General features: G+C 63.3%; 19 protein-coding genes. 4 read left to right on the top strand and 15 right to left on the bottom strand.

The features are described from left to right. Positions 1–8: 8 nt before the first annotated feature. The 3 genes from B2Z70_RS03150 to B2Z70_RS03140 form a co-directional block, all read right to left on the bottom strand. Positions 9–2,210, bottom strand: coding sequence for a patatin-like phospholipase family protein (locus B2Z70_RS03150; protein WP_292980905.1), 2,202 nt, complete (start codon positions 2,208–2,210; stop codon positions 9–11). Between the two features lie 95 nt (positions 2,211–2,305). Continuing rightward, positions 2,306–4,138, bottom strand: a complete 1,833-nt coding sequence (locus tag B2Z70_RS03145) for an ABCB family ABC transporter ATP-binding protein/permease (RefSeq protein WP_009801277.1) — start codon at positions 4,136–4,138, stop codon at positions 2,306–2,308. Positions 4,139–4,188: 50 nt separating this feature from the next. After that, on the bottom strand, positions 4,189–5,187 hold the full coding sequence (locus tag B2Z70_RS03140) for a LysM peptidoglycan-binding domain-containing protein (RefSeq protein WP_292980902.1): 999 nt from the start codon (positions 5,185–5,187) through the stop codon (positions 4,189–4,191). 140 nt (positions 5,188–5,327) lie between these two features. On the opposite strand from B2Z70_RS03140, the gene B2Z70_RS03135 reads away from it, so the two are divergent. Continuing rightward, positions 5,328–5,870: an LOG family protein gene (locus B2Z70_RS03135; RefSeq protein ID WP_009801279.1), complete on the top strand. Its 543-nt coding sequence runs from the start codon at positions 5,328–5,330 to the stop codon at positions 5,868–5,870. Here B2Z70_RS03135 and B2Z70_RS03130 read toward each other — a convergent pair. From B2Z70_RS03130 to B2Z70_RS03100, 7 genes are all read right to left on the bottom strand, one after another. Then, positions 5,849–6,298 carry a hypothetical protein gene (locus tag B2Z70_RS03130; protein WP_292980898.1) on the bottom strand — a complete coding sequence of 150 codons (450 nt, stop codon included), beginning with the start codon at positions 6,296–6,298 and terminating at the stop codon, positions 5,849–5,851. The genes B2Z70_RS03135 and B2Z70_RS03130 overlap by 22 nt on opposite strands. A 71-nt stretch (positions 6,299–6,369) precedes the next feature. Beyond that, positions 6,370–6,879 (bottom strand): curlin-associated protein, encoded by a 510-nt coding sequence (locus B2Z70_RS03125; RefSeq protein WP_292980895.1) that lies wholly within the window; start codon positions 6,877–6,879, stop codon positions 6,370–6,372. A gap of 148 nt (positions 6,880–7,027) precedes the next feature. Beyond that, complete coding sequence (locus B2Z70_RS03120) at positions 7,028–7,231, bottom strand: helix-turn-helix transcriptional regulator (protein WP_009801282.1); 204 nt, start codon at positions 7,229–7,231, stop codon at positions 7,028–7,030. Beyond that, positions 7,228–7,620, bottom strand: a complete 393-nt coding sequence (locus tag B2Z70_RS03115) for a hypothetical protein (protein WP_009801283.1) — start codon at positions 7,618–7,620, stop codon at positions 7,228–7,230. Before B2Z70_RS03115 ends, B2Z70_RS03120 begins: the two co-directional genes overlap by 4 nt. Before the next feature lie 2 nt (positions 7,621–7,622). Further along, positions 7,623–8,516, bottom strand: a complete 894-nt coding sequence (locus B2Z70_RS03110) for an alpha/beta fold hydrolase (RefSeq protein ID WP_009801284.1) — start codon at positions 8,514–8,516, stop codon at positions 7,623–7,625. Positions 8,517–8,703: 187 nt separating this feature from the next. Then, positions 8,704–9,168, bottom strand: coding sequence for a preQ(1) synthase (queF, locus tag B2Z70_RS03105; protein WP_009801285.1), 465 nt, complete (start codon positions 9,166–9,168; stop codon positions 8,704–8,706). A gap of 55 nt (positions 9,169–9,223) precedes the next feature. After that, entirely contained in the window at positions 9,224–9,685 is a 462-nt protein-coding gene (locus B2Z70_RS03100; RefSeq protein ID WP_009801286.1) for an Lrp/AsnC family transcriptional regulator, read from the bottom strand. A gap of 211 nt (positions 9,686–9,896) precedes the next feature. On the opposite strand from B2Z70_RS03100, the gene ald reads away from it, so the two are divergent. Continuing rightward, complete coding sequence (gene ald, locus B2Z70_RS03095; protein ID WP_009801287.1) at positions 9,897–11,015, top strand: alanine dehydrogenase; 1,119 nt, start codon at positions 9,897–9,899, stop codon at positions 11,013–11,015. Between the two features lie 53 nt (positions 11,016–11,068). On the opposite strand, the gene B2Z70_RS03090 is transcribed toward ald, so the two are convergent. The 3 genes from B2Z70_RS03090 to B2Z70_RS03080 all read right to left on the bottom strand — a co-directional run bounded on the left by B2Z70_RS03090 (position 11,069) and on the right by B2Z70_RS03080 (position 14,504). Continuing rightward, positions 11,069–11,569, bottom strand: coding sequence for a hypothetical protein (locus B2Z70_RS03090; protein ID WP_009801288.1), 501 nt, complete (start codon positions 11,567–11,569; stop codon positions 11,069–11,071). Next, positions 11,566–12,864 carry a hypothetical protein gene (locus tag B2Z70_RS03085; protein ID WP_292980882.1) on the bottom strand — a complete coding sequence of 433 codons (1,299 nt, stop codon included), beginning with the start codon at positions 12,862–12,864 and terminating at the stop codon, positions 11,566–11,568. The genes B2Z70_RS03090 and B2Z70_RS03085 overlap by 4 nt, the downstream gene beginning before the upstream one ends. A 104-nt stretch (positions 12,865–12,968) precedes the next feature. Further along, complete coding sequence (locus tag B2Z70_RS03080; protein ID WP_292980879.1) at positions 12,969–14,504, bottom strand: amidohydrolase family protein; 1,536 nt, start codon at positions 14,502–14,504, stop codon at positions 12,969–12,971. Between the two features lie 114 nt (positions 14,505–14,618). Here B2Z70_RS03080 and B2Z70_RS03075 point away from each other — a divergent pair, with 114 nt between their 5' ends. Beyond that, positions 14,619–15,233 carry a TetR/AcrR family transcriptional regulator gene (locus B2Z70_RS03075; protein ID WP_292980876.1) on the top strand — a complete coding sequence of 205 codons (615 nt, stop codon included), beginning with the start codon at positions 14,619–14,621 and terminating at the stop codon, positions 15,231–15,233. Between the two features lie 61 nt (positions 15,234–15,294). Then, positions 15,295–15,825, top strand: coding sequence for a hypothetical protein (locus B2Z70_RS03070; protein WP_292980873.1), 531 nt, complete (start codon positions 15,295–15,297; stop codon positions 15,823–15,825). 8 nt (positions 15,826–15,833) lie between these two features. On the opposite strand, the gene B2Z70_RS03065 is transcribed toward B2Z70_RS03070, so the two are convergent. After that, complete coding sequence (locus tag B2Z70_RS03065) at positions 15,834–16,436, bottom strand: hypothetical protein (RefSeq protein ID WP_292980870.1); 603 nt, start codon at positions 16,434–16,436, stop codon at positions 15,834–15,836. A gap of 17 nt (positions 16,437–16,453) precedes the next feature. Continuing rightward, entirely contained in the window at positions 16,454–17,446 is a 993-nt protein-coding gene (locus tag B2Z70_RS03060) for an NAD(P)H-dependent flavin oxidoreductase (protein ID WP_348764616.1), read from the bottom strand. Between the last annotated feature and the right edge of the window lie 40 nt (positions 17,447–17,486).

The following is a 17,486-nucleotide window of genomic DNA, read 5'->3' as shown; positions in this document are numbered from 1 at the left end:
GTATAGGGTTAGAAGGAGCCGCCCACATGCAGGAAGACGCCGCCTGCTCCCTCCTCTCCCACGCCGCCGCCCAGGATCACCGGCCCCAAGACGGTGTCGAGCCCCAGATAGACTGCGCCGGAATAGGTCGCGCCGGCCTCCCCCGGCCCCAAAATGTCCAGCTCCACATGGGCCGCCTCCAGAAGGAGGCCCACATAGACCGGCATGTTGAAGACGGCGCCCGTCCGGTCGAGACGCTGATACGCCTCGAGCGACCCATAGACATAGCCGTTGGTCGGAATGGCGTTCTGGGCATAGGCGGAGAGGGACCGGAAGCCGCCCAGCGTGATCAGGTCTATGGGATCGTCATTCGCGTTGCGAACCTCGCCGGCGCGCACGCTGGCCAGAAGATGGCTCTGACCCAGTGCGAAGGCGCGCAGAGCGGAGGCCTGAAGCTGGACGGTGTCCGAGCCCTCATCCCCGATGCTGTAAAGCTGGAACGCCTCACCGCTCAGCGCCATGCCGTGCGTCGGCCAGCTCACATGATCCAGCGTATCCACGCGCACCCCGCCTCCGAAGCCGGCCAGGGTGTAGACCAGAGGATCGAGCTCGCCGAGCAGGGACACCTTGCTTTCCGTGCGTCCTCGCCGCATCTCGCCGCCCGCATAGACCACCCCCCAATCTCCCAGCTCGCGCCCGAAACGCAGGCGAGCCCCGGCCTTCTGATCCCAGAACTCGGCGACGCGCAGATCCCCGATATTGAGCGGGATCTGCTCGCCTTCATAATAAAGGCTCGGCTCGTAGAAATAGCGCCCGGCTGCGCCGAAAGGCTGCTGAAGCACGGCTTCAAGCCCGTTGGTCGTGCCGAGCTCAAGCGACAGGCTGAAATCGCCTCCATGATGGGAAAAGGGGCGTCGCGAATAGCGCGCCAGCACCGAGAAGGTGGAATCTCCTGCAAACGTATTGGACAGGCGCACGCCGCCCTCGAGCTGGGAGCGCCCGATATCACGCTCATCCACCATCAGGACGAGCCCCTGCCCGTCCTGCGCCAGATCCGCCTCTCCCAGCGCACCGAACGCCGTCAGGGCATTCAGACGCCGCGACAGCAGAGCCTCGTCATCCTCCAGCGCCGGGCGCACATTGGCGCGCGCGCTCAGCAGCGTGTCGTTCAGAGGCGTGTTATTGATCACCCGCAACTCCGCATCCGCCATCTGGGCGGGATGGGTGCGCGCGATGTCCCTGGTCCGGCGGGGCGCCGCCAGATCCGCTATGGCGCGCAGCCGGGTCTCATGGCGCCGGGCTTCCTGCTCGCCGGCCGCCACGCCACGAGATGCGCGCTCGAACGTGGTGGTGCTCAAGCCCTCAAGGGAGGGCGACAGCAGCAGGTCATCGCCGTCCAGGCGCGCCACATCCTCCTGCCGATTGCGCCAGACCGAGACGCGGATCAGCTGTTGCAGTGTGTCCGCCATGGACGGGGAGGCCGTGGGCGCTGGCGGTTCGACCGTGGTGTCGATCGCGATGATGATGTCCGCGCCCATCGCCTGAGCCATCTGCACGGGCAATTGCGCGGCCATACCGCCATCCACATACAGCGCGCCATCGATCTCACGCGGCTGAAAGGCGCCCGGCACGGCCATGCTGGCGAGCATGGCCTGCACGAGATCGCCCGAGGACAGCGCCACCGGGTCACCAGTCGCGAAATCCGTCACCACGGCCCGATAAGGCACGGCGAGCGCATCGAAGTCGGCATCCAGCGGCACGTGGAAGGTCAGTTGCCGGAAATGGCGGCGTAGCCCCCGCATGGAGCGTATGCCGCCGGGCAATCGGATGCCGTCATCGCCCAGCCCGATCAGCGCGCCGGTCAGATAGTCCGCCGAGCGTTCAGACTGCAGATAGGACTGGTCCTCACGCGGCGGGCGTCCGCCGAGCACCTCGGCCCAGTCGGTATAAACGAAGATGTCCGCGATTTCGGCGGCGGAATATCCGGAGGCGTACAGACCACCGACGACCGCCCCCATGGAGGTGCCGACCACGCAGTGAACCGGCACGCCAAGCTCCTCGATCACCTTCAGGGCGCCGATCTGGGTGCTGGCCAGCGCTCCGCCGCCGCTGAGCACCAGCGCCACATCCGGCCCGTCGGCATCATCAAAATCGCAAGCCTGGGCGGACATGGTGAAAGATGTCGCCAGCAACAGACCGCTCAGAGCGGCCCTGAAGAAAGATAAACTCATGGTGTGCGTCCCCGCCTCGGCCTGCGTCCCGACAGGCCGGGCAGGTTCTTATGCACGAATCCGGCGAAAAAGCGGCCTGCCGGAAAACAGGCGAATCACGCCAGCTCGCCTGCCTCCGCCTGACGTCGCCACATAGCGGCGTAGCGCCCCTCACGGCCAAGCAGGGCGGCATGATCGCCCTGCTCTGCAACATGACCGTCTTCCAGAACGATGATCTGGTCCGCCTTGGCGATGGTGGACAGGCGATGCGCCACCGCAATGGTGGTGCGCCCGCGCGCGGCCTCGGCCAGGGCGGCCTGAACCTCGCTCTCGGTCTCGGAATCCAGCGCCGATGTGGCTTCATCGAGAATGAGAATGGGCGGGTTCTTCAGGATCGCCCGGGCGACGCCCACCCGCTGCTTCTCGCCGCCGGAAAGCTTCAGCCCCCGCTCACCGACCCGGGTCTCAAGACCCTTGGGCAAGGAGCGGACGAAATCGCCCAGCCGCGCCCGCTCGACCGCATCCCAGAGCGCGTCCTCATCCGCTTCGGGATGACCATACAGGATGTTCTCGCGCAGGGTGTCGTTGAACAGGACCACATCCTGCGGCACCAGCCCCAAGGCGTTACGCAGGCTCGACTGGGTGACGCCGGCAATGTCCTGACCGTCGATCAGCACCCGGCCTTCATCCGGGTCATAGAAGCGGAACAGGAGGCGCAGAAGCGTGGACTTGCCCGCTCCGGAAGGACCAGCAAGTCCGACAAAGCTGCCCGGCGCGATCTCGAAGCTCACCTCGGAGACAGACCGATCGCGCCCGTCATGGGCGAAGCTGACGCCCTCGAACCTGACCCCGCCGCCCTTCAGGACGAGCGCAGGTGCATCAGGCTTATCGGCGACTTCAGGCTTGAGCTTCAGGGTCTGGAACAGGCGTTCGAGGTCCACGCTCGCCTGTTTGATCTCGCGATAGGCCCAGCCCAGGATGTTCAGCGGCTGGTATACATTCATCAGCATCAGCGTCAGAGCCGCCACATCGCCCGCTTCCAGCTGACCATTGAGCACCTTGTAGGCGCCCGTCAGCGCCACCGCCAGCAAACCGCCATTCATGATCGCGGCCTGAGCCGCATTCAGTCCGGCAAGACTTTGCTGGGACTTGGACGCCGCCTCGGCATAGCGCTTTTTCGCTGTATCAAAACGATCCGCTTCGCGCTGCTCGGCGGCAAACGCCTTCACCGTCTCGAAATTGGTCAGGGTATCGACGGCGCGGGCGTTCACCTCGGTGTCCGCCTCGTTCATCTGGCGACGCAGCTTCACCCGCCATTCGGTCATCAAACCGGTGATGACCGCATAGGCGATCACCGCCACCACGATGATCACCGAGAACGCCCAGCCATAGAGCACGGCCGCGACGATGGCGGCGAGCGACAGCTCGACCAGTGCGGGCAGGATGTTGAAGACCAGAAAGCGCAGCAGGAAATCGACGGCGTTTGCGCCGCGATCAATGATGCGGTTCATCGCGCCAGTGCGCTTGGTCTGGTGAAAGCTCAGCGACAGGGTCTGCACATGCGCAAACCCCTGCACGGCGGTCAGACGCTGAGCGTCCTGGGAGACCGGCGCAAAGATGGCGTCGCGCAATTGCGGCGCGCCCGTGGAGGCGAAGCGCAGCAAACCGTAGGCGAGAAACATGATCGCTGCGGACCAGAACAGCCCGCTCGCCATCGCGCCGTTTGAGACCCCGCGGGTCAGCACGTTCACGCCCTCGCCAAACGCGATCGGCGAGGCGACGGCGAAGCCCTTGGAGGCGAGCGTGATCAGGAAGGCGATCGCCATGCGCGGGCGCCAGCGCCGCATGTCGTCCGACGCCAGAATGGCGAGCAGGCGTGAAATGGCCTCCCCCAGACGCCCTTCGGGTGCAGGGCCTTCTGTGGGATTGGCAGAATCATGATGTCGCATGGAGCCCTATTTAGGGCGAAGGACGGGGCGGCGCCATGCCGCCCCGGCGCTTATTGCTGGGGTTCGTCGTCAGACTGTTCATCCGGGGCGTTGAACACCTGGCCAGGATAGATCAGGTCCGGGTCGCGGATCTGGTCGCGATTGGCCTCGTAGATCACGGTGTATTGCAAGCCCTCGCCATAGAGACGACGGGCGATCCGCCAGAGCGAATTGCCGGGCTGGACAATGACGCGGCCCGATTGCTGAGCGGCGCGCGCGGCTTCGGGCTCAGCGCGTTCGAAAGGCAGAACGATGACGGCGGTCACCCGGCCATCGGCGTCCAGCTGGTCCACCTGCAGATCATAGACGCCCGGCGCGAACGCCGATCCGGCGCGGATCACCCAGCGCCCGGCGTCATCGGTGGTGGTGCGGCCCACCACTTCGCCATCGGCCAGAACGCGCACATCCGACCCCGGCTCGGCGCGGCCGGCGAAAATCACGGCGCCGCTTTCGTCATAATCCACCGTGGACAATGACAGCGGTCCGACCGTCAAACCGTCGAACGGGCCCTGCAGCACGCGACTGGCTTCACCCGGACGGCCCAGCACCACAAGCGGGGTCTCGTCCCGGCCCTCGGGCACGGAGACGACCACGACCTGATCGGAGCGGATTTCCTGTCCGGCGGGCGTAATCATCAGAAGCGACAATTCCACCGAACCGGCCGGCAGCGGACGGTCCACGATCATCACCCATTCGCCCGCATTATCGATGGCGACCCGCGCAATCTCCTCTTCGCCCACCATCAGCACGACCTGTGAGCCCGGCGCCCCCCGGCCAGCGACGACCGCGGTGCCGCGCGGATCCACGCGCACAATATCGAAGGTGGGCGGGATCAGGGCTGACGCTTCCTGGCTGGATTGAGCCTGGGCATCAGACGAGTCCGTCACCGCCGGCGTCTCCGGCGTGCTGATCACGCCAGGCCCTGGACGCATGACGATGAAGACCGCCGCCGCGGCGACGGCGATGATCAGAAGGGCTGTGGCAATCAGAAAGGACCGCGTTGCGGCCATGAGCGTGCTCCTCACGTTCTGACGGGTCGGCACTGCTATGCAAGCCTCGCGCCGGATGCGCCATCTTGGTAATGCTGGACGTCTCGTCTGTACGTTTCAATCCGCGTTTGCAGACTTTATCGAAAATTTGTGAGGCGAAAATGCGGAGCATCTGCGTATTTTGCGGGTCCAGCGACGGCAGCGACGCCCGGTTTGCGAAACTGGCTGAAGACACAGGCCGCGAACTCGCCCGCAAGGGGCTCCGACTGGTCTATGGCGGCGCGGAAGCCGGACTGATGGGCCGGATGGCCCGCGCGGCTCTGGATGAAGGCGGCGAGGTTCTGGGCGTGATCCCGGAATTCCTCATTCCCCTGGAAGGCCTTCAGGACGGCGTCGAACCGCGCATCACCGCCACCCTCGCCTCCCGCAAGGCCATCATGGTCGAGGAGGCTGACGGCTTCCTGGTGCTGCCAGGCGGCGCTGGCACGCTCGAAGAGATCTTCGACATGATCATGCTGCGCCAGCTCGGCCGTCACCAGAAACCCGCCGCCTTCGTGGACGCCGATTTCTGGGGACCGCTTGAAACCCTGCTGCTTCGCGTGGTCGACGCCGGCTTCGCTCAGGATGATGTGATCCGGACCATCAGCTTTCATCCCGAAGCCGGCGCCGCCATTGAGCGGCTTCAATCGGAATGGGCCTCCTGACCCAGCTCTGCGAAGCAGATCAGCTCACCGCTGGCGTTCTCAAGACGCAGCGTGGCGAAGACCAGACCCTGACCCGATCCGCCAACGATGGTCTGGCCAGGCCGCAAACCGTCCAGCCCCGGGGCGGGCCCTGAAGCGGTGGCGAGCTGTAGGCGCGCCAGATCTGTCGCCCTCTCCGGGCGATCACGAAGATCGCCGGACTGCTGCATCATCATGGACGGACCGCCAGCTTCGAGCGTCCAGAAACCGGACAGGCCCGGCGCGGCCTCCGCCACCAGTTCGCGTCCGTACGGCGCTTGCACCAGGCTGAGCTGGCATAGCGGCATCGGCTCCAGCGCCTCGACAGGGCGGTCCGGCTGGGCGTGCGCGCACGCGGCGGCCAGTCCCAGAGAGCCCGTCAGTCCCAGAAGAAGGGGTATGATGCGCATGGTGTCATCCTCCTGTTCCGGCGTGGCGGTCGACGCAGCGCGCCGACCGTTTCACGCACCGATCCTCAACCCTAGAATCCGCCCTGGATGACCAGGGTCACATTGCCCGAACCGCTCTGATGCACATCGGTGAACTGGCCGCGGCCGATCTGGATGACGCCCAGCGCATTGTTGGAGCCTTCCTGATGGGTGATCGCCTGATGACCTTCACCGATCTGGGCGACGCCCACGACATTGCCGTAGCCGGACTGGGAGCTGAAGGCGTCGTTGAGCCAGCCTTCCTGACCAATCACGACGCGGTTGCGACGCCCCTGCTGACTGAGGCCGGCCTGATTGTCGCCGCCCTCCTGAGACACCTGGGCGCCGTTGCGTGTGCCGTCCTGCAGGGTCGAGATGAACTGGCGGACGCCGCGCTGCTCGAGGCTGAGCCGATTGCGATGACCGTCCACGCGGGCGGCCAGCTCGTTGGCGTAGCCCGACTGGCGGATCTCGATGGAATTGCGCGACTGGGCGTACGCGGTCGGCGCCAGCGCGAGGACGGCCAGGCCGAGACTTGCGGCGAGAAGCGAGCGTTTAAGCATGAAGGGTCTCCCTTGGGGTTAGGACATCAGCGTCCGTGACAAGGAGAGACTGGCAGGCTTGAGCTGAACCGGAACGGAAAAGCCCGTTCAGCTTCAATTGATTGAGCTGAACGGGCCATTCAGGGACAAGGCAGGATCAAGGCGAGGGTCAATCCGGCTCGCCGTGTGGATCGAAAACGTCTTCGATCTTCGCCTCGAAGGCCTCGGCGATCTTGAAGGCCAGCGAGAGTGACGGGTCGTGCTTGGAAGTCTCCACCGCATTGATCGCCTGGCGAGAAACCCCCACCCGTTCCCCGAGGTCCGCTTGGGACCAGCGCCGCTCCGCGCGAAGCACTCGGATACGGTTCTTCACTGGTAGCGCCTTTTCACGAAGATCTGCGCGATGCCCGATACGGCGATGAAGGCGGGCAGATACCAGACTTCGTAAATGCCCGGCCAATCGGTCACCCCGCGCAACATGCCGTAGGTGAAGCTGGCCACTGCGACCACGATGGCGCCGATCAGGGTGGATTCCAGCACGATGCGGGCCTGCACTTCATCCATGGCGCGCACGAAGGCGATGATGGTTCCGATGCAGGCGATCACCGGCAGGACAGGCAGGAGGCTGAGAATGATGCGGACAGGCTGGGCGAGATCGAGCTGGTTGTCAGCCCAGACGGCGCCGAACAGCAGGACCATATAGGCGCCCATCACGATCAGCATGCGTCGCAGATAGGTCTTTGCGGCCGGGGTCATGGTCATGCTCAGTCTCCTTCCACGACACGTTCGATTTCAGCATAGAAGCTTTCAGGCTGGTCGAGCATGATGAAATGGCGTGAGTCGGCGACACCGCGCGCTTCAAGATCGACCTTGCCCTCATACTGACGGACGAACATGGAGCGGATCTGCTCGGGCGCCATTTCAGGGAACTCGGCATAGAGCAGGGTGACCGGCGCTTCGACCTCGGCCAGCCAGGGCGCAAAATCGGTGGACATCAGCTCTGCGGTCGCGGTTGCGACAGTCGCCTGGTCCGCGCCTTCGATCCAGCGCAACACCTGCGCCTGACCGTCCTGGGTCATCGATTGAACGCGCAGCCCCTGCGCCATCATCCCGAGATAGGCGTCACGCGGCATGGCGCTCATCTGCTGGCGCATCGCGGCGGCTTGCGGCGCCATCATGTCCGGGGTTACGCCCGGCTGCATCAGCCCTGCGAAGAAGGGGGCGGAATCCACGACCACCACATGGGACACCCGGTCTGCAGCGGCGCCCGCGGTCAGCAGCGCCACCTGCGCGCCCATGGAATGGCCCACCAGCACCACATCTTGCAGGTTTTCCGATTCCAGATACGCAGCGATGTCGAGCGCGGCGCCCTCCACCACATTGTCCAGTTCTTCCGGCGCCTGAGTGTCGCCGCCGAACCCTTTCAGCGTCACCACATGATTGTCCCAGTCCGAGTGACGCTCGACCGTGGGGCCGTAAACAGCGCCCGGCGTGGCGAGGCCGGGAATGTAGACCACGCTCGCGCCCTGTTCGGCGCCCGAGCGCTCAACCACGACCCGGTCTTCAGCGCGGGCCTGATTGGCGGAAATGATCGCCACGGCGACGCCGACAGCGATGGCGACAAAGGCGCCGATGCGATTGGAGTTTTTCGAACACATGATGCGTCCTTTCAGGACTAGCTGACGATATGTCATGCTTACCTGACACCGACGGCGCGTGTCAACTATACCTGACAAAAATACTGACCTACTTGTCTTTTTGTCGAGTTTGCCCTTGTATAACACACAGAAAAAAGCCCTCCCGGCGAGCGCCGGAAGGGCTGAAAAGCTCAACTATAAAAGCGTATTAGCCGCGACCACGATAGGACGGCACGCCCTGATCGGGGATCCACAGGCCCTTGGGCGCCTCGCCCCATTGGGCGAACACATCGATCGGAATGCCGCCGCGCGGATACCAGTAGCCGCCAATGCGCAGCCATTTGGGATCGAGCTCATCCACCAGGCGCTGCCCGATCATGGTCGTGCAGGCTTCATGGAAGGCGCCGTGATTGCGGAAGCTCTGCAGATAGAGCTTCAGCGACTTGCTCTCCACGATCCATTTGGACGGCGCATAGTCGATCACGAGATGGGCGAAATCGGGCTGTCCGGTCACCGGACAGATTGAGGTGAATTCCGGACAGGCGAAGCGGATCATGTAGTCGGCGTTCGGCGTGGGGTTCTCCACCCGCTCGAGACGCGCCTCTTCAGGGGTGTCGGCCGCTCTCGCGTCCGACCCCAGCATGTCCAGCTTGGAATAGCGTTCATCGGTCATGGGCGCGCATTTAGCGCCGAAGCGCTCCGGCGGCAATGGGCGAACGCCTCACGCGTTATTGAACGCTCATCGCGCGGCGGGAGAAGACGGTGCGCATGGCGATGTTGGAGACCAGCCGCGCCACGCCCGGAAGACCGGACAGGCGCTCGCGGTGCACCCGCTCATAATCGCGCGCATCGCGCACCTGCAGCTGGAGAAAATAGTCCTCGGCCCCGGTGGTCAGATAACAATCGCTCACATGCTCGATCCCGGTCACGGCGGTCTCGAACGCCTCCATGGTCTCGCGTTTCTGGTTTTCCAGCGTCACCAGAACAATGACGGTCAGCCCACGCCCCACCTGATTGGCGTTCAGCAGCGCTGTATAGCCCGCGATCACGCCTTCGCTCTCGAGGGTCTTCACCCGGCGATGGCAGGCCGAGGGCGACAAGCCGACCCGCTCGGCGAGGTCAGCGTTGGTCAGCCGGCCATCGCCCTGAAGCGCGCCGAGTATCGCCGCATCGATATCATCGAGTTTCATGCCCCCTCCACACTGTCGAAGCTTCTCGCGCTTTCCGACTGAACACATGCAATGACGCAGCGCATCATGGCGCTTTATGACAGCATAACGCAAAATAATTCGAACAACACAAATTTACTTGCAGGATGCTGCACACAATCCCTATTTTCCGCGCAAAATCACACCGTCGAGACCTCCCCTTTCGAGTCTCGACCAGCCGGGAGGCGGATTGATGCGCATTGGCGTTCCGACCGAGATCAAGAACCATGAATACCGGGTCGGCCTGACCCCCAATGGCGCGCGCGAGCTGATTGCGCATGGCCATGAGGTCTACATGCAGGACGGCGCCGGCAATGGCGCGGGCTTCTCCAACGAAGAATATGTCGAGGCGGGCGCCCAGATCCTGGCGGACGCCCAGTCGGTCTTCGACACCGCCGAGCTGATTGTGAAGGTGAAAGAGCCCCAGCCGTCTGAAACGGCGATGCTGAAGCCGCACCACACCCTGTTCACCTATCTGCACATCGCGCCCGATCCCAAACAGGTCGAGGGCCTGCGCAAATCGGGCTGCATCGCCATCGCCTACGAGACGGTGACCGACGCCAATGGCCGCTTGCCGCTGCTGCGCCCGATGTCGGAGGTTGCAGGCCGCATGTCGGTGCATGTGGGCGCCAACGCGCTGCACAAGGCTGCGGGCGGTCGCGGCGTTCTCATGGGCGGCGTGCCGGGCGTGACCCCGGCCAAGGTCGTGATCCTGGGCGCGGGCGTGTCCGGTTCTCACGCAGCGGAAATGGCGCTCGGCCTGCGCGCGGACGTGACGGTGCTCGATCGCTCGCTGCCCAAGCTTGCCGAAACCGATCAGTTCTTCCGCGGTCAGGTGAAGACCCGCTTCTCCACCCAGGGCGCCATCGCCGAGGAAATCGCCGAAGCCGATCTCGTCATCGGCGCCGTTCTCGTGCCGGGCGCAGCCGCGCCCAAACTGGTCACCCGCGACATGCTGGGCACCATGAAGGAAGGCGCAGTGCTGGTGGATATCGCCATCGACCAGGGCGGCTGCTTTGAAACCTCCCACGCCACCACGCACCAGGATCCGACCTATGTGGTCGACGGCATCGTGCACTATTGCGTGGCGAACATGCCGGGCGCCGTGGCGCGCACCTCGACCCTGGCGCTGACCAACGCCACCCTGCCCTTCACGATCGCGCTGGCCAACAAGGGCGCGAAGAAGGCCCTGAATGACGACATCCATCTGGCGCGCGGCCTGAACGTCGCCGAGGGTGAAGTCACCTTCAGGGACGCGGCTGACGATCTGGGCGTGCCCTGCGTGAAGCCGGACTGGCTGACCGTGCTGTAACTCCTCTTGCAGCGCGACCCCTGAAACCCCGGCTCGGCGAGCCGGGGTTTTTTCTACTCGGGCTCGGGTGCGTCAGATTTTGCGTGTCCGGGATGGGCGCCAAACAGAGCGGGAACGAACAAGCCCTGAAGCGCCGCTGTAGCCGCGGCGAGCCCGGCGAGAACGTTCCGGGCGCCATCCGGTGAGCGATCAGCAACAGGCAGACCGGTGTAGATCGCGCCGGAATTGATCAGCAGGGTGAACCCCAGCATGCCCAGAATCAGCATGAGCGGCCCTGAGAGCGCCAGAAAGACGAACATGCCGCTGCGGATATCCTTGAGGTCGTCTGGCGTGGCCGGTCGTGCGCCGTCCATGACCACATAGGTGATGACCGCCACAGCGTATCCGGAGCTGAGCGGGATGAGAATTTCGGCCAGCTCATGGCGGCTGATCCCGCCATCCAGCTCCAGCCCGACCCAGATGCAGCCATAAACGACCAGATGGGCGAAGAGCGTCAGCAGGCCGACAATGATGGCCAGGTGCTTTCTCACCCTGAGCCAGGCAAGAGGGTTCATGGCGCAAGCCTCCGACAGGTTCGTGGATCATATTGCCGGCTCAGAAGGGCCTGACGCATCGGGTTTCTGGCGCTTTGCGGCGTTCCCGTCGGGCATCCGGTCACGAAGCGCCCCTCGATGAGGAAGTTGTTCAGACAGACCGTCAGGGCTTCGGCGTAGCGGGTGATGTTGAGATACATGTCATCGCCGTAGGCGGTGTAACCCGAAGGTTCCGGGGATGGGACGAACCGGTTCAGAGCCGACACCAGCGGTCCCAGCAGGAACAGGTCCTCGCCCACATAATCACCGGGCTGGCGCTCCATCCAGACGGTATAGTTGACCGCCGCCTGCTGCGCCTTGAGCTCGGACAGATCAAGCTCAAGCGTGAGCTGCTCCCATTCCTCGTCTTCGCCGGATCGCACTTCGGCTCTCAGATTGGAGAGAACAGCGCGCACGGAGAACTTGCCGGCCCGGTGCGCGCCCCATTGCGGACGCCTGGGCTGCATGAGGTCGTCGGGATGCTCGGGATACCAGAGCCGGAAAAAGCAATCGAGCGGATCTTCAAAACTGCGTCCCAGCGCCTCATAGGGCAGAGACGGCTCGACAGGTTCCCAGACATAGCGCCGTGTGATCGGCGCTGTTTGCGGGGGCCTGGCCCGAACCCAGTCGCCCACCGGATAGGCCCTGCCCGCCAGATTGGTCACTTCCAGATGCACGCTGATGGGCGCGATGGTGCGGACGGGGCGGATCGCGCCGGACATCGAGCCTGCCTCGCGCGGCACTCTGACCTCACCGGCCAGGCGCCGGGACAGGTCGGCCGACCGCCTTGCGGGCTGATCATCCACGCTGACCAGCAGAGCCAGACCTGAGGCGCTCGGGACCCCCGCCTCGATCCTGGACACCGCGTCGGACAGGATCGCCTGTTGATCCGCCGCGGTCAGTTGCGGGGCCGAGACCATGAGCGTTCCCGAATACGTTCCGATCAACGGCGGATGCGTCACGGCGCCGTCAACGAGTTCAAACAGCGGGTCGCCATTCTCGAAGCCAACGGCGTGAAACTGGTAAACCTCACAGGCCTGCCCGGTCGCCTCCCTGGGCGCGGCAAGCAACAATTCCTCGGCTTGCTCCAGATCGAGGGTCCGCCCTCTATAGGCATCGATCCAGAGCTGCGCCTGGGTGTCCGGCAGGGCGAGCTGGAACTCGGTTTTAAGAGACAACTCTTCAGGGGTGACCGATCGCGGACACGCCTGCCCGCTCCAGATTTCCGCCGGCTGAAGGGCGAGCCAGGCGCCAACAAGCAATGAGAGAGCTTCCAAGACCCGATACCCCCGTAGAGCGAATTTCACACTAGCGGCGCCCTACGGGAGTTTCAATCAGGGTTTGAATATCCTTATTCAGACCGGATCCGGAGCGATCCGGCTTACCGGGTCTCCGCCTGCCGCCATTCCGGCGCCAGCGGGGTATGGCGGGCGCTGTCATTGGCGGCCTCGACCGCATCGACCAGGGAGTCGAGTTCCTCACGGGACAGGATGTCGCCATGACTGACCACGGCCGCGATGCTGCGCGTGTTGCGAATGTCCTCGAGCGGATTGGCGTTGAGCAGGACCAGATTGGCGCGGAAACCCGGCAGGACGCGTCCCGTATTCCAGTCCATGAACCGACCGGGCGTCGCGGTCGCCGATTCCAGCGCCTGCGCCGGCGTCATGCCGGCCAGGACCAGGGCTTCCAGCTCCTGATGCAGCGAATAGCCTGGCGCCATGAGGGGCACATTGGCGTCGGTGCCCGCCACCATCGGCACGCCCGCCGCCAGCACGGCTTCGAACATCAGCTGCTGCGCCTCGGCATAGGTGGTCCAATAGGTCTCGTAACGTTCACGCCAGCCGTCATTGCGATACTGCTGAGGCACCGAATAGATGTTCACATCGGGCAGCCAGCCCATGGCGCGACCTTCGGCGACGCCCGGATTGACCAGCCCCACCGGCGCTGTTTCCAGAGCCGCTTCAGTTTCGGTCTTCTGCTGGGCGAAGCTTGAGACCAGCGCCAGCGTGGACGCCAGCACGATCTCGTTGTCGATCATGTGCTGGGCGACCGCGTCGCGATGCTGCATCACATAGTCGAGATACTCACCGGCATTGCTGACGCCGTAACCGCCAAAGTCGCGATCGAGGCCCTTGATCAGCTCCTCCACATGGGCGACCTCGCTCTGGTTGGACGCCCACAGATCATCGAGCCGCGCCGCCACCGGCACATGTCCCACCAGCGGAATGCCGGTGTCCTCGCTGGCCGCGCTGACCGCCTCATACCCGCTCAGGCTGAGATAACTGCTGGCCTTCACCGCATCATAGCCGTCAGCCGCCAGGTCCCGGACCAGCTGGTCCGCCGCCTCTGGCGTGCGGGCGACATTGCGCTTGGAGGTCAGGGACTGCCACAGGCCTTCGGCAAAGTCATAGGTAGCGATTTGCGCCGCCACCACGAAGATGTCCGGGCCCAGAAGCTCGCCTTCACTGATCTGGTCGCGCCATTCGAGATGATGGGACTGGCCATGCATTTCACGGATCTGGGTCACCCCATAGGCGAGATACAGCGCCAGATCGTTCTGGCTGTTCCACAAATGCACGTGGGAATCGGTGAGGCCGGGCATCAGATAGCGCCCCTCGCCATCCATGGCCGGGGCATTGGCCCGCGCCGCCAGATCCAGCCCCATATCGGCGATGACGCCGTTCTCGATGACCACGTCCATGGGCTCCGAGAACTGCTCCGAGCCCGGCTCCAGCACACGCACATTCGCCAGGACATAGCGTTCAGGCGTCTCATCGGAGGGCTGCAGCGCGATGACCGGCGTGCGTCCGCCAAACATCTCAAAGACCGAGCGGTCGATCATCACATAGGCCCCAATTGCGCCCAGCACGTTCAGCAACACGAAGACGCCCAGAATCCGAAGGCCCCATTTCAACATCTCTATCTCCTCAAGGCGTCTGACCACGCCTGTATCTTTACATTGTCAAGATACGCTAGCCGCGCTATTTTGTCAGTGTCAAGTTTGAAATCGAGCCGGGTGACGAAAATGGCGATGACCGCGAAGCAGCCGTACCATAAAGGCGATCTGCCGGCCCTTCTGCTGAAGGCCGCCGAGGAGGAATTGTCGGAAAACGGGCTGGAACGCTTCTCGCTCCGCGCCGCGGCCAAGCGCGCCAATGTCAGCCATGCCGCCCCGGCGCACCATTTCAAGGACATGACCGGACTTCTGAGCGCGCTGGGCGCGGACGGCTATCGACGCCTGATCGCGGCGCAGGAGCACCGTCAGGCGCAGGCGGCGCCAGACCGCGTGTCACAGTTTGTGGCGTTGGGGCTGGGCTATGTGGATTTCGCCGAAGCCCATCCGGCCCTGTTCCAGCTGATGTTCGCGTCAGAAAAGCCCGATCGCAGCCATCCCGATTTCGCCGAAGCCTCGCTCGCCGCCTTCGCCAAGCTGCAGGACCGGGTCAACGCGCTCTATCCAGACGAGACCGATCAGGCGCGGCGCACCACCATGCTGATGACCTCCTGGTCCGTGGTGCATGGCCTCGCCGAGTTGATCATTTCAGGCCGCGCCGCGGCGCCCATGCAGCTCGAGTTGCGCACGCCGGAAGAGCGGGACGCGATGATCCACGCCATCCTGATGCGCGTGCATGAGGTAAAGGGGTGAAGCTTTAGCCACCCCAAACAAACCTATCGCGAGAATCAAGCGAGCGACATACACTCAGAATATGACCGATAAGCCCCAGCCCCCCCACGAACCAGCCACCCTGACTGAGATCATCGAGGTTTGGAAAAAAGTCGTTGAAGTACAGATGCATTTCAACGACATGGGAATGAGGGCAAGGAATTTTGTAGTGCTTTTACTAGGCGCTTATCTTGCCGCCATAGGGATAGCTTTAGACGAGTCCGTAACCGCATCATTTTTCGGGATAGAAGCCCATTTAGGATTCTGGCTCTCACCACTCGCCATTTTAATTATAGCCTGTTTTGCAATTATAGACTTTTTCTGGTTTTCACGACTTCTCTCAGGGGCAGTCAGACACGGTGAGTATATAGAAAAGCGCGTTGAAGCGTCATTTCCAGAGCTATCCCTTGCAAGAAAAATTCGGGAAACCAATGAAGATGGTAAGTTTTTCTTTTTTTGGAAGCCGACTTCCAAGAAAAAACTAGCCACGTTTTATATGGTTCTAATTTTTGCTGTATTAATCTCAGCAATCATGTTCTGGAACATAACTCCTAGCGATATAGGAATTCAATAAAACCCACCTCAGACCGGGTAGATGAAATTGTTCACCGGCCCGTCCACGGTCTGGGTCTGGGCATAGTCCTTGAGCAGGAAATAGATGCGGCGGTCGAACTTGCTGTCCGATATGCTCACTTCGTGGATTTCCTCATTGGCATTGAAGACCTGCATGATCTCCTCCAGATCGACCCCCGGCTCCACATCCGCGAAGACCTTGAACTGGCTGCCCAGCCGCTTGTGAACCGGCACCTTGAAGGACAGATAGGCGCCGTCCTTCTTGCCGCGCACTTCAGCGGGATAGATCTTCAGCTGCAGCCGCCCCACCAGGCGCTCGCGATCACTGGCCATGGTGGAGATGTACTGGTCCGTGCCGAAACGGATGATCAGCACGCTGAACCTGATGCCCGGCGGAAACGCCTCAACGGGCCCCAGATAGATCACATGATGGGTAAGCGAGCGGGACAGAAGGAACACTGCCCGCTCGATCAACCAGCTCGACCCCGCCCAGACAATGCGGATCACCGCGGTCAGCACAGTCGCCAGAGCGCCCAGGATGAGCGACTCCAGCAACAGGCTGTCGGGCAGGTTGTTGATGATCCTGCCCAGAAGCGCGCCGATTTCCCCCATCGCCCCGATGTCCTGGTCTAGCCGCCGCAGATGCGCTGTTTGGCGGCTTCATACTGGGCTTGCAGCTCGGAGACATAGGCGCCCGCGCTCTGGACCTTCTTGATCGATCCGACGCCCTGACCCGAGCCCCAGATATCCTTCCAGGCCTTGGCGTCGGTATTGCCGCCGGAGCCGAAATTCATCGCGGACGGATCGCTTTCTGGCAGATTGTTCGGATCAAGCCCGGCATCCTCGATCGACTTGCGCAGATAATTGCCGTGCACGCCGGTGAAGAGGTTGGAATAGATGATGTCTTCCGCCGTGCTGTCGACGATGGACTGCTTGTAGGCCTCGCTAGCGCGCGCCTCTTCGGTGGCGATGAAGGCCGAGCCGATATAGGCGTAGTCCGCGCCCAGCGCCTGAGCGCCCAGAACGCCGGCGCCGGTGGAGATGGAGCCGGACAGCGCAATCGGGCCGTCAAAGAATTCGCGGATCTCGCTGACGAGACCAAAGGGCGACAGGGTGCCGGCATGGCCGCCCGCGCCGGCGCAGACCGGGATCAGGCCATCGGCGCCTTTTTCCAACGCCTTGTGCGCGAACTTGATGTTGATGATGTCGTGCATCGTCTCGCCGCCCCAGCCATGCACGGCCTGGTTCAGCTCTTCGCGGGCGCCCAGCGAGGTGATGACCAGCGGCACCTTGTATTTCTCACAGGTGGCGAGGTCGGCCTCGAGCCGGTCATTGGAGCGGTGCACGATCTGGTTCACCGCAAACGGCGCGGCAGGCGCGTCCGGATTGGCCTTGTTGTAGCTGTCGAGCTCGGACGTGATCTCGTCGAGCCATTCATCAAGCTGGCTCTGCGGGCGCGCATTCAGCGCCGGGAACGAGCCGACAATGCCCGCCTTGCACTGGGCGATGACCAGTTTGGGGTTGGAGATGATGAACAGCGGCGAGCCGATGACGGGCAGACGCAGCTTGCCTTTGAGGCATTTGAGTTCGGACACGCGGGCTTCCTCCCCTGCGGTTGGCATAACAGTGTTTTGCCCAAGGCTAGCGCAGATTTCGCGCAAG

This window comes from Oceanicaulis sp. UBA6590 (assembly GCF_002433705.1).
Classification (GTDB): Bacteria; Pseudomonadota; Alphaproteobacteria; order Caulobacterales; family Maricaulaceae; genus Oceanicaulis.
Note: the sequence above shows the minus strand (reverse complement) of the source record. Positions and strands in the feature narration are given on the sequence as shown.

What these genes read in the sequence shown, in the direction of transcription:
- B2Z70_RS03150 (WP_292980905.1), bottom strand. Translation starts at nt 2,210, where the DNA reads ATGAGTTTATCTTTCTTCAGGGCCGCTCTGAGCGGTCTGTTGCTGGCG.
- B2Z70_RS03145 (WP_009801277.1), bottom strand. Translation starts at nt 4,138, where the DNA reads ATGCGACATCATGATTCTGCCAATCCCACAGAAGGCCCTGCACCCGAA.
- B2Z70_RS03140 (WP_292980902.1), bottom strand. Translation starts at nt 5,187, where the DNA reads ATGGCCGCAACGCGGTCCTTTCTGATTGCCACAGCCCTTCTGATCATC.
- B2Z70_RS03135 (WP_009801279.1), top strand. Translation starts at nt 5,328, where the DNA reads ATGCGGAGCATCTGCGTATTTTGCGGGTCCAGCGACGGCAGCGACGCC.
- B2Z70_RS03130 (WP_292980898.1), bottom strand. Translation starts at nt 6,298, where the DNA reads ATGCGCATCATACCCCTTCTTCTGGGACTGACGGGCTCTCTGGGACTG.
- B2Z70_RS03125 (WP_292980895.1), bottom strand. Translation starts at nt 6,879, where the DNA reads ATGCTTAAACGCTCGCTTCTCGCCGCAAGTCTCGGCCTGGCCGTCCTC.
- B2Z70_RS03115 (WP_009801283.1), bottom strand. Translation starts at nt 7,620, where the DNA reads ATGACCATGACCCCGGCCGCAAAGACCTATCTGCGACGCATGCTGATC.
- B2Z70_RS03110 (WP_009801284.1), bottom strand. Translation starts at nt 8,516, where the DNA reads ATGTGTTCGAAAAACTCCAATCGCATCGGCGCCTTTGTCGCCATCGCT.
- queF (WP_009801285.1), bottom strand. Translation starts at nt 9,168, where the DNA reads ATGACCGATGAACGCTATTCCAAGCTGGACATGCTGGGGTCGGACGCG.
- B2Z70_RS03100 (WP_009801286.1), bottom strand. Translation starts at nt 9,685, where the DNA reads ATGAAACTCGATGATATCGATGCGGCGATACTCGGCGCGCTTCAGGGC.
- ald (WP_009801287.1), top strand. Translation starts at nt 9,897, where the DNA reads ATGCGCATTGGCGTTCCGACCGAGATCAAGAACCATGAATACCGGGTC.
- B2Z70_RS03090 (WP_009801288.1), bottom strand. Translation starts at nt 11,569, where the DNA reads ATGAACCCTCTTGCCTGGCTCAGGGTGAGAAAGCACCTGGCCATCATT.
- B2Z70_RS03080 (WP_292980879.1), bottom strand. Translation starts at nt 14,504, where the DNA reads ATGTTGAAATGGGGCCTTCGGATTCTGGGCGTCTTCGTGTTGCTGAAC.
- B2Z70_RS03075 (WP_292980876.1), top strand. Translation starts at nt 14,619, where the DNA reads ATGACCGCGAAGCAGCCGTACCATAAAGGCGATCTGCCGGCCCTTCTG.
- B2Z70_RS03070 (WP_292980873.1), top strand. Translation starts at nt 15,295, where the DNA reads ATGACCGATAAGCCCCAGCCCCCCCACGAACCAGCCACCCTGACTGAG.
- B2Z70_RS03065 (WP_292980870.1), bottom strand. Translation starts at nt 16,436, where the DNA reads ATGGGGGAAATCGGCGCGCTTCTGGGCAGGATCATCAACAACCTGCCC.
- B2Z70_RS03060 (WP_348764616.1), bottom strand. Translation starts at nt 17,446, where the DNA reads ATGCCAACCGCAGGGGAGGAAGCCCGCGTGTCCGAACTCAAATGCCTC.